The organism is Hyalangium sp. (assembly GCF_045802625.1).
GTDB lineage: Bacteria > Myxococcota > Myxococcia > Myxococcales > Myxococcaceae > Hyalangium.
This window is the reverse complement of the sequence record NZ_JBJMQP010000057.1, coordinates 63,592-74,590: the sequence shown is the minus strand read 5'-3', so window position 1 is coordinate 74,590 and position 10,999 is coordinate 63,592. Positions and strand designations below refer to the sequence as shown.

Below are 10,999 nucleotides of genomic sequence, written 5' to 3'. Positions count from 1 at the left end.
ATGGTGTCGAAGAGGATGCTGTACTGGCGCACCTGCTCCGGAGTGAGCGAGCGCACCCACCCGTCCGCATAGCGCGGCACCGAGCGATCGAGCTGCTCCGAGGTGGCGATGGCGTACCGGGCCAGCTCCGGGTGATCCGGCAGGTCCGGCGAGTCGAACAGCCGGGCGCCTGTCTGCACCGCGCGCAGCGCGTCCGGCTCGCCGGAGCGGTAGACCCAGGGGCACACCAGCCCGTGCGGGTGATCGATGCGCAGCCCGTCATACTCCCCGAGCATCTTGTCCATGCGCGCTTCCATGAAGCGCAGCACGGGACCGGAGCGGCGCTCGGGCTCGAGGCCCAGGCGCGGCTCGAAGAAGCGGTTGGGGTCCAGCACCGGGTAGTTCCACGGTTGGCCCTCGGGGTTGGTGCGGCTGGGCGGAGCGCCCATCAGGTACGTGCGCAGGAAGAGGTCCTGCCACGCCCACGCGTCCTCCAGCGAGAAGCCGATCTGCAGATCTCCGTAGAGCTTGAGCCCCCAGCTTGCCGCGCGGGTGCGCAGTTGCTGGTGAGCGGAGTGCACGAGGAACTGGTGGAAGGCGCAGCGCTCGAGGAGCTCCGAGTACTTCGCGGCCAGGGCTCGGATGCGTGCCGCGCACGCCTGCTCTTCCCCCGGCCGCGGAGCGAACAGCCGCGAGTCGAGCGCCGCCTCTCCCTGCCCGGCCCACTGCCGCCAATCGCGCTGCCCATGCTCGACGCAGAGCGCTTCGAAGAGGGCATCGCGCTTGAGCCAGTCCCGGTGCTCCTTCGTGAACGCCTCGAAGCGCCGGGCCAGCTCCCGAATCGCCAGGCGCGCATCCTGCCGGAGGCGTTCACGCTGGAAGGCCGTCCACGCCTCATCGAGCGCGGCGTGCTGGGTGCGGAAAGCGTAGCGGTATCGCTCGCCGGGACTGGCTCCAGCAGGGCGAGAGGACACAAGCGACGCCAGCCGCTCGGGGCTCAGCAACTGGCCCCACTCCTCCTCGGTCAACGCGGCGAGCGGAGCATTGAGCACGTTGCGTGAGAAGAGCGTCGAGTCATAGGGCGACGCATTGAACTCGGAGGTCTGCCCCTGGGGGCCGAGCTGAATGCCGGTGAAGCCCAGCGCGCGGGCGAACTCAAGAAAGCGGGCGGCGCCTCGGGTGTAGGGCGAGCCACGGCCGGTGTCTTCGTCGGGCTCGCTGGGAAAGCTCGGATCGTGGATGCCGAGCACCAGGTTGCGCACGTCCAGCGCCTCCAGCGCCTCGGCCACGAGCCTCCGCATCTCCTCCAGGAATTCGTCCGACCACTTCCGTTCAGCCATGAGCTCCCCGAGCCACTGCGCGGTGGGAACCATAGCCGATGCGGCTCGCCTTCCGAGTGTCCACTCTGAGTCCGCTCTCACTCCTGAGGCGCTTGCGGCACCGGGCGCGGCTCTCCGCCTCCGTGCGCCGGCTCGGGCTTGCCCCGCCCGAACCACTTCCGGAACTTGCCGAGGATCCATCTCCGCGCATCCGAGAGGATCTCGTACACCGTCGGAATCACCAGCAGCGTGAGCAGCGTGGAGGTGATGACGCCGCCGATGACCGCGCGTCCCAGCGGCGCACGGAAGTCCGCGCCCTCGCCTCGCCCCAGCGCCACCGGGATCATGCCGGCGATCAGCGCGAGCGTCGTCATGATGATGGGCCTCAAGCGGATGCGCCCCGCCTCGATGAGCGCGTCCCGGAGCGGCAGCCCGCGCCGCTCGTGGGACCACTTGGCGAAGTCGATCAGCAGGATGGCGTTCTTCGCCACGATGCCCATCAGCAGGATGACGCCAATGAGGCTCATGATGTTCAGCGTGTCCCCGGTGACGAGCAGCGCCAGCACCACGCCGATGAGCGACAGCGGCAGCGAGATGAGGATGGCCAGCGGATCCAGGAACGAGCCGAACTGCACCACCAGGATGAGGTACATCAGCAGCACCGCGATGATGAGCGCCGTGAAGATGCGGGTGAAGACCTCCGTCTGGTCCGCGGCCTCGCCGCCCTCGGTGATCTTGTAGCCCTGCGGCAGCCGGACCTTCTGGATGCGCGCCCGGATGTCCCTCAGCACCTCAGACAGCGAGCGCCCCTCCACGTTGGCCTGCACGTTGATGACCTTGTCCCGGTTGAGGTGGTTGATCTGCGCGGGCCCCAGCGTCTCGCGCACCTCCGCCACCTGCCCCAGCGGCACCACCACCGGCGCTCCCCCCGGCCCGCCCGAGAGCACCAACGGGAGCTGCGCCAGATCGCTCGGGCTCGCGCGGGCCTCCGGGGCCAGCCGCACCATCACGTCACGGGTCTCTCCCGTGGGATCGACCCAGTCCCCCGAGTCCAGCCCCGCGAACGCTGGCCGCAGCGACTGCGCCACCTGCCCCACCGTCACCCCGAGCTGCCCGGCGATGCCGCGGCGCAGCTCCACCTCCAGCTCCGGCTTCTGGCCGCGCGTGGACAGGCCCACGTCCACCGCGCCCGGTACCTTCTCCACCTCGTGCATCACCTGCTCGGCCAGCAGGTTGAGGGTGCGCGCATCCGTCCCGCGCAGCTCGAGCTGGATCTGCTTGAACGCGCCACCAAACCCGCTGGTGAACACGGACACCCGCACTCCGCCCAGCCGCTTCACCTCGTCGCGCAGGACATGGCCCAGCGCATCCTGGCTCTGCTTGCGCTCGCTCTTGGGCTTGAGCCGCACGTACACCAGCGCCTGATCAACGCCCGGTGAGCGCAGCGGCAGCGGCGTGCCAAGGGTGGAGTACGTGTACTCGACCTCCGGGTGCGCGCGGGCCAGCTGGGACAGCTCCTCCACCTTGCGCCGCGTGTACTCCAGGCTCGAGCTGGGAGGTGTCTCCACCAGGAGATCAATCTCGCTGCGGTCGCTCACGGGGACGAACCCCGCGCCGCCGAACACCCCCTGCAGCGCCAGCGCGCCCACGAGCGAGCCCACCGCCAGCAGCACCATGGCCAGCCGGTGATCCAGCGCCCAGGCGATGACGCGCTTGTAGTTGTCCGCCTGCCGATCAAACCAGCGGTTGAAGTGCGAGAGCGTCCGCGAGATGGGCCCCTTGCGCGCGCCCTTCTCCACCTGCGGATCCGCCCAGTACGCCGAGAGCATCGGATCCAGCGAGAAGCTCACGAACAGCGACACCAGCACCGCGCACGCGATGGTGAGCGCGAACGGCTTGAACCACTGCCCAGCCACCCCGTACATGAAGGCCACCGGCACGAACACCGCCACGATGGAGAACGTGGTGGCCGCCACCGCCAGGCCGATCTCGTTCGTGGCCTCCCGAGACGCCTTGTAGTGGTCCTTCCCCATCTCGATGTGCCGGACGATGTTCTCGCGGACCACGATGGCGTCGTCGATCAGGATGCCGATGGCCAGCGACAGGCCCAGCAGCGACATGGTGTTGAGCGTGAAGCCGAACACCCAGACGCTGATGAACGAGGCCAGCACGCTCACCGGCAGCGCCAGCCCCGTAATCACCGTGGAGCGCCACGAGTTGAGGAAGAGGAACACCACCAGCACGGTGAGGATGGCACCCTCGAAGAGCGCCTCCTCCACGTTGGTCACCGCGTGGGACACGCGCGTGCCCGCGTCCACCACCAGCTCCAGCCGCGCGCCCGGAGGCAGCTTCGGCTGCAGCGCCTTCACGCGCTCGCGCAGGGCGTCACTCACCTGGGTGGTGCTGTAGCCCTTGGCCTTCAGCACGTCGATGCCCACCGCTTGGCTCTCGTTGAAGAGCGCCAGCGTGCGCGGCTCCTCCGTCCCATCCCGCACCGAGGCCACCTGCCCCAAGAGGATGGCCTGCCCGTTGCGCTCGGCGACAACCAGGTTGGCGAAGTCCTCCGGAGCTTCCAGCCGGCCCTTCAGGCGGATGGTCTCCTCCTCCAGCTTCCCGGTGATGCGGCCCACCGGCGCCGCCAGGTTCTGCGTCTGCAGCGCCTGCACCACCTGCGCCACGCTCAGCCCCGCCGCCTGGAGCGCCGCCGGCTTGAGCTCCACCGTCAGCTCGCGCTCGATGCCGCCCACCACCGTCACCTGCGCCACGCCCGGCACCGAGCGCAGCTCGCGCACCACCGTCGGATCCGCGATGCGCGACAGCTGCGTGGCCGGCAGCGTGTCCGACGTCAGCGTCAGCGAGACGATGGGCAGATCCGACGGATCAAACCGCGTGAGGATGGGCTCCTCCATCTCCTGCGGCAGATCCGCGCGCTTGCTGGAGATGGCATCCCGAATGTCCTGCGAGGCCTGCTGGATGTCCTTGGAGTAGTCGAAGAAGACCGTGAACTGGGCCAGGCCGTCCGTGGCGGCCGAGACCGTCTTGCTCGCGTCCACCCCGCTGATGCTGAAGATGGCGTCCTCGATGGGGTCCACCAGCTCGCGCTCCACCGTGTCCGGCGAGGCGCCCGGGTAGACGACGGTGACGCCGATGACGGGCTGCTGCACATCCGGGAACTCGTCCGTCTCCAGGTTGAGCAGCGCGACGAGCCCGAAGGCGACCAGCGCCACCATGACGGTGATGGTGACGATGGGACGTTTGATGGCGAAGTCGGAGATGAACACGGCGGCTCCTCGGAGAGAGCGTGAGAGGGCGGAGGAGCGGCCTCAGCGGGGAACGGGAGTTGCGGGGCCTTGCCCCGTGGGAGCCTGCTGCGCCTGGGCCACCTGCACGCGAGTGCCCTCGGCCAGATCGCGCGCCGAGCCCAGCACCACCACGTCCCCGGCCTGGAGGCCCGAGCGCACCTCGAGCTGCTGGGCCACGTCATCGCGCAGGCCCACCGTCACCGGGACGCGCTCCACCTTGCCGTCCCGCACGCGCAGCACCGAGGGCTGCGTGGTGCGCAGGTCCAACGCAGCCAGCGGCAGCGACACCGCCTCCTTGGACTCGGAGGCCACCCGCCCCTGGGCAAACAGCCCCACCAGCAGCGCTTGCCGCACGTTGGGGATCGTCACGTAGATGCGCACCTGGCCGGTGGACGGATCCACCGCCGGGTTGATGCGTTCAATCTTCCCCGAGAAGCTCTGCTCGCCGCCGCCGGGGAGGTGGAAGTCCACCGGTGTCCCCGCCTTGATGAGCCCCGCGTACTCGGCGGGAACCGAGGCCTCCAGCTCCAGGCTCGTGGGGTCCACCACCGTGAGCAGGGGCGCGCCCGGCTGCACGACATCCCCCGCGTTCACCTGCCGCTCGCTCACCACGCCATCAAAGGGCGCGATGATGTGCGTGCGGCCCAGCTGCTCTCTCACCAGCAACAGGCGGGACTGGGCCTCGGCGGCCTGGGCCTGGGCCTGATGCCGAGCGAGCTGCACCCGCTCGAGATCCCTCCGGGTGATGACCTCCCCCTTGGCCAGCCTCTCGCTCCGCTCTTCCTCGGCGGCCGCCACCTGCAGCGCGCTCTCCGCGACCCGTGCCGCGGTGCGTGCGGCCAGGAGCTGGTCCTGCAAGGCCACATCATCGATGCGCGCCAGCAACTGCCCGCGCTTCACCGGCTGCCCCTGGTCGGCCTTCACCTCCACGACGGAGCCGCCCACCTCCGCGCGCAGGGTGGCCGCCTGCCTTGCGTGCAGCGAGCCGGAGATCACCGGCCCGCTCTGCAACACCCGGGGCTCGACGCGCGCCACATTCTCCGGCCCGAGCGTCACCGGGCTCTCGGGATCCTGCGCCGCGGCCTCGCCCCTCTGGCCGTTACACCCCACCAGGCAGGCCAGGGCTCCCAGCAGGACGCCGGCCCGGCAGGCCCTGGCGCGGGAGCCCCTCTGCTTACTCGGAACCTCTCGCATCACCGGTGACCCCCATCTCCGGTCGGCTACGACCTATAGAGACTCAGGCTTCCGGTAGTGAGGTGCCAGTCAGGGGCCCATCGGCCGTCAGGCGCTTGCCCGCACGTGGACGGATCAACCGCCGCCCCGTCGAGCGGGCAACAAGGATCGGCACCCTGGGGTCAGCGCCCGGCAACGTCCCGAGCAGGGCTCACGGCGTCTCGCTGATGATCAGCGTGCTCGACGAGAAGCTCGGCTCGCAGGCGCTCACCGTGCGGCCATCCGCGCACTGGATCGGCGTGGTGGAGCGGTTGTGCGAGGTGAAGCAGCTCGCGCCGTTGGCGTTCCACAGGGCCTCGGGCTGCCAGCTCGCGGCGTCCGTCTGCACGCTCACCGAGTCATAGATGTTCACCAGGTTGCCATTCTGGGTGTGCGGGGTGCCATCGCCGCAGAAGTCCGCGCGCAGCAGCCGGGTGCAGGCCTGGTGGTAGTCCTCCAGGCTCACGCCGTTCACCGAGCGCCAGGGCGCGTAGCCAAAGCGCACGCACTTGGCCAGCGCGTAGCCGTCACACGCGAAGGTGAACCCGGTGGTGGAGTGGATCTTCGAGCCGCCCCCCGCCACGCCCTGGCCATAGTTCCACACGGCATCCAGCGCGATGGCGTCCGAGTCCGTGCCGTCCAGCGTCTTGCAGAGCGGGTACCACTGGCCGTCATTCTCCAGGTAGGAGACGCGGTAGGACCAGACGTCCGCATCCGCGCCGCTGCCCTGCGTCACGTTGTCGATGCGCAGGTTCACCTGGGAGCCGTCGTCCAGGTCCGCGACGAAGCGCGCCTGCAGAAAGTCGGGGCCGGACAGCTCCTGCGTGTCGATCAGGCCATGCAGCTCGGAGCCCTGGATCCACGTCTGCGAGAACGGGGCGGCGCCCGGAACCTTCACGTCGTCGTAACGCACCGAGAGCAGCATGCGGTTCGCCAGCACGCCGTTGGGGTTGATGCCGTTGGGGTTGATGCCATTGGGGTTGATGCCGTTGAGCTGCACCCCGTTGGCCACCACCACCGCGGCCTTCGCGGTCTCCAGAGAGGAAGTGCCGGGCTCCTGAGTCTCGGCCACCCCACACCCCACCACCATCCAAGCGGCCATCGCCGCACCGACCAAGCCCTTAGCACCCATGGAACGCCTCCACCGTCCTGTTTGGACTGGGCGGACGGTGTGCAGCGCCTTGTCGGGCGGCAAGCGGCCGGGAAGCCGTGGGGCCCTTGCACCGTTGACTCGCGGGCACTCGAGTTAGCCGAAAGTACGAGGCACAACGCTCGTTCGTCCGCTACTCAGCAGTTCGTGGGGTAGGCCAAACGGGTGCACTCTATGGCGCAGTGCACTACCTGGCGGGTGGTTCCGCACATACCCGGAGTCCCACGGAAAGCTCGCGCAGCGTCCGTTCTGGAAGCTCCCGGTTGGAGGAGCGGGCGGAGCTGACCGCGTAGTAGTAGCTCCCACCCCGCAGCATGGGCTTGCCCGGCTGGAGCCAGGCCACGGCCCACTCCCAGGCATTGCCGGCCATGTCCTCCACGCCGAAGGGGCTGCGGGACAGGGGGTGGCTGCCCACCTCGTCCGGGCCGAAGCCGCCGGGCTCCTTGCCGTAGGTGAGGTCCACGTTGGCGTCATCCGGGCCGAGCGTGTCGCCGTGGGGGAACTCGCGCCCGTCCACGCCGCGGGCGGCGCGCTCCCACTCCAGCTCCGAGCACAGCCGCGCCCCCGGCACCCGGCCCGTGCGCGCGAGCCACTTCGTGTACGCCTCCGCGTCATCGAAGGCGATGCCGGTGACGGGCATGCGCAGCCAGTCCTGCTCGACGCGGCGATCCCGCTTGGCGTAGTGCAGCTTCTGCCCCGCGCGCACCACGTAGGGCCCCGCGGAGCTGGGCTGCAGGTGCAGCACCCAGGTGCCCGCCTCCTGCTGCAGCCGCAGCGTGCCCATATAGGAGGCGCCCACGGAAGGGGTCCGAGCCGCGCGCTCCTGCTCGGGCAAGTCATCCAGGAAGGCGATCCAGTCCGCGTACGTCGTCTCGTAGCGGGCGATGAGGTAGCCCGGGGTTTCGAGCTCCCGAAGCGGGATGGTGTTGTAGAAGTCCCGCACGCCCGCCTCCAGGCCGCTGCCAAAGAGCACGGGGCCTGGGGGGACATAGATGAAGCCCTTGGGAATCGAGCCCGCGCGAGGCAGGAGCACGGGGAGATGAAGCTGCTGGCCGCGCGTCAGGTGGATGGGCAAGCCCGCCGGCTCACGGCCAGGCGCATGCATCGTGAGCTGGTAGTACCCGGGCGCCACCTCCACGTCCTTCCAGGGGCTCTCGCCCAGCGGCACGGGCTCGCCCAGGGTTTCATGGCCCTGCGCGTCTCGAGCCATGGGGCGCAGCTCGGCCACCGCGCCGGACGCCTCCACCTCCAACGAGAGCCGGGCCGGGGCGTTCCACTGCTGCCAGTACCGCTCATCCCTGTCATACAGCCGCAGCCGCTGCAGCAGCGCCGGAAGGGCGATGGACTCTCCCTCCTGCTCGGCCAGCAGGGCGCGCTCGTACAGACACTCCGCCAGCTTGCGCTTGATGTCCTGCTGCTCGGGGGAGAGCCCCAGCGCGCGCTCGAGCTGGTAGGCCACGGTGTCGAAGCGCTGGCGGACCTGCGTGCCGTGGCTGAGGGCGTGGGCCCACGTCCTGTCCGCCTCCGCCTTCTGGCCAGTGCCATAGAGGCGGAAGGCCTCGGTGCGCTCGGCGTTGAACGCCTCGCGCTCGTCCTGCGCTTGCTTGAACTCGTGGGTGGCCTGGGCGAACTGCTCCCGGACCTGCTCCTCCAGCTGCCAGCGCTCGCGCAACCGGCCGCCGCCGTAGACCAGCGCCAGCAGCGCGAGGAAGCCCGCGGCCAACGCTCGACGCGCCCTGCGGCTGCGCACCACCGTGCGGCGGGAGGCCTCCAGGAACTCCTGCTCGCGGCGGGTGAGCTCGCCCGGGTCCAGCACCGCCGCCTCCGCCAGCTGCCGAGGCCCCCAGAGCACATCCCGCGTGTGGCCCAGCCGCTCCCAGTGCGCGGCGGCCACCTCGAGCCGGGCCTGCACCTCGCGGCGCTCGGCGGCCTCCACCAGCCAGCGCGCCAGCGTCTTCCAGCCGGTGACGAGCGCCTCGTGAGCCACCTCGTAGGAGGTGCCCTCCTCGGCCTCGCGCGCCACCAGCAGGCGCGCGCGCACCAGCGCCTCCAGCGCCGCGCGGTAGCGAGGATCATCCCCCACCAGCTCGCGGTCCGTCTTGCGCGCCCGCGTCCCGTCCGCGGTGATCAACCGCAGCAGCACGCCTCGGGCGGCGATGCGCTGATCCGGCAGCAGGCTGTCCACCGCCGCGTCCGCGTGCCGGGCCAGGGCGCCCGCCACTCCGCCCAGCCCATCCAGCGCCGCCTGGGTGATGACCTCGGCGGCCTTGTCGCGCGCCTCCCACAGCTCGGCCAGGGCGAACTGGAGCAGCGGCAGCCCACCCTCGGTGGCCGCCGTCGCCGCCACCAGCGTGTCCACCAGCGCCTCGGACTCGAAGCGCACGCCCTTGACGCGCGCCGGGCCGACGATGGCCTCGCGCATCTCCTCGGGCGTGAGCGCGCGCAGCAGGTACAGCGCGCGAGGCACCTCGGCGCCCAACCCCGGCACGGCCGTCAACCGGGTGAGGAAGTCACTGCGGCCGGTGGTCAGCAGCCTCACGCCGGTGACGCCCTCGGCCAGCTCGCCCAGCGCGACGCCCGCCTGCATCGCCTCCTCGGCGCTGGCGAGCGTCACCAGCTCCTCGAGCTGATCCACGTACATGACGAGGCCATCCTGCGCGCCCAGCTTCGCGCGCAGCCGCCGAGCCAGCCCCGTCGGCTCCGTGTGGAGCAACTCCGCCAGCGCCTCCTCCTGCATCTCCAGCACGGGCGCCAGGGCGGCGGCGAGCGCGGCCACCGGGCGGCGGCCTGGCACCAGCCGGACGCTCCTCCAGCGCCGGCCATCCTCCAGCGCCCCGTCGGCGATGAGGGGGATGACGCCGGCCAGACACAGCGAGGACTTGCCCACGCCCGAGTCGCCGGTGATGAGCAGGAAGGGCTCGCCCTTGAGGCGCTCCAGCACCGCGCGCTGCTCGCGCCGGCGGCCGAAGAAGAGGGCGCGGTGCTCGGCCTCGAAGGCCTGCAGGCCGCGGAACGGGTTGCCCTCGGGGATGGCCCCCACGGCGCCCTCGTCCCGGCCGATCTGCTCCAGCGCGTCCAGCATCGCCGCGGCGGAGGCGTAGCGCTCGGAGGGCTCGCGCCGCAGGCAGCGATCGATGACGGCGGCGAAGTTCGGCTCCACCCCCGGAGCGGCCTCGGCCAGGGGGCGCGCATCCCGCGAGCGCACCGCCTCGGAGAGCTCCCGCCACGGCACGTCCCGGAAGGGGCCCTTGCCCGCGCTCAGCTCGTAGAGGACGACGCCCAGCGAGTACACGTCACTGCGCGCCGTCAGCTCCTCGCCAGCCCAGGCCTCGGGCGACATGTAATAAGGAGTGCCCACCAGGGCGCCCCGAGGCAGCGAGGGGAGGAAGACCCCATCCAGCGAGCGGGCGCCAAAGCCGGGGCTGGCCTCGGGATCGAGCTCCGCGGGCAGCTCCGGGGGAGACGGGGCGCGCGCCGGGCGCTGAGCGCTCTCCGCCGAGGCGGTCGGATCCAGCAGCTTGGCCAGCCCGAAGTCGAGCAGCTTCACCTCACCGCTCTCGGTGAGCACGGCGTTGCCGGGCTTGATGTCCCGGTGCAGCACGCCGCGGCGGTGCGCCGCGCTCAGCCCGCGCGCCAGATCCTTGCCAATGGACAGCGCGCGCTCGGAGGGCACGGGCTTGGCGAGCCGGTCCAGGCTGACGCCGCGGATGAACTCGGAGATGAGGTACGGCTGATCCTCGAGCTGCCCCACGCGGTAGAGGGTGACGACGTTGGGGTGCTGGATGCGAGCGGCGGCGCGGGCCTCGACGAGGAAGCGGGCCAGGGCGTTCTGGCCCAGGGTGGGGATGAACTTCACCGCCACGGGGCGCTCGAGCAGCGTGTCGTGGGCCAGATACACCCTTCCCGTGCGCCCGCGGCCGATGAGCCGGATCAGGCGATACTCATCGAACTCCTCGGGAGGAGTCCACGTATCCGGCGGCGCAGAGGAGGCGGGAGAGGCCACGGTAGGTGCCTACGCGCCCGGACCTCGGCAATCA

The 10,999-nt window shown here is 70.7% G+C and carries 5 protein-coding genes; all 5 read right to left on the bottom strand.

The window, feature by feature from the left end; all coding sequences use genetic code 11:
- Positions 1-1,319, bottom strand: a 1,319-nt coding sequence (locus ACJ8AT_RS12105; RefSeq protein ID WP_407737846.1) for a 4-alpha-glucanotransferase, incomplete at its 3' end; no start/stop codon positions are given.
- 77 nt (positions 1,320-1,396) lie between these two features.
- Entirely contained in the window at positions 1,397-4,579 is a 3,183-nt protein-coding gene (locus ACJ8AT_RS12100) for an efflux RND transporter permease subunit (RefSeq protein ID WP_407737845.1), read from the bottom strand.
- A gap of 42 nt (positions 4,580-4,621) precedes the next feature.
- The gene (locus ACJ8AT_RS12095) at positions 4,622-5,794 is read right to left on the bottom strand and encodes an efflux RND transporter periplasmic adaptor subunit (RefSeq protein WP_407737848.1); all 1,173 of its coding nucleotides are present in this window, start codon (positions 5,792-5,794) and stop codon (positions 4,622-4,624) included.
- Between the two features lie 190 nt (positions 5,795-5,984).
- A complete protein-coding gene (locus ACJ8AT_RS12090; RefSeq protein WP_407737844.1) occupies positions 5,985-6,944 on the bottom strand; it encodes an ADYC domain-containing protein in 960 nt (319 codons plus the stop codon).
- A 205-nt stretch (positions 6,945-7,149) separates the two neighbouring features.
- Positions 7,150-10,965, bottom strand: a complete 3,816-nt coding sequence (locus ACJ8AT_RS12085; RefSeq protein ID WP_407737843.1) for a protein kinase domain-containing protein — start codon at positions 10,963-10,965, stop codon at positions 7,150-7,152.
- Between the last annotated feature and the right edge of the window lie 34 nt (positions 10,966-10,999).

Coding starts and splice junctions, on each gene's coding strand:
- ACJ8AT_RS12095 (WP_407737848.1), bottom strand. CDS start 5,794: ATGCGAGAGGTTCCGAGTAAGCAGAGGGGCTCCCGCGCCAGGGCCTGC.
- ACJ8AT_RS12090 (WP_407737844.1), bottom strand. CDS start 6,944: ATGGGTGCTAAGGGCTTGGTCGGTGCGGCGATGGCCGCTTGGATGGTG.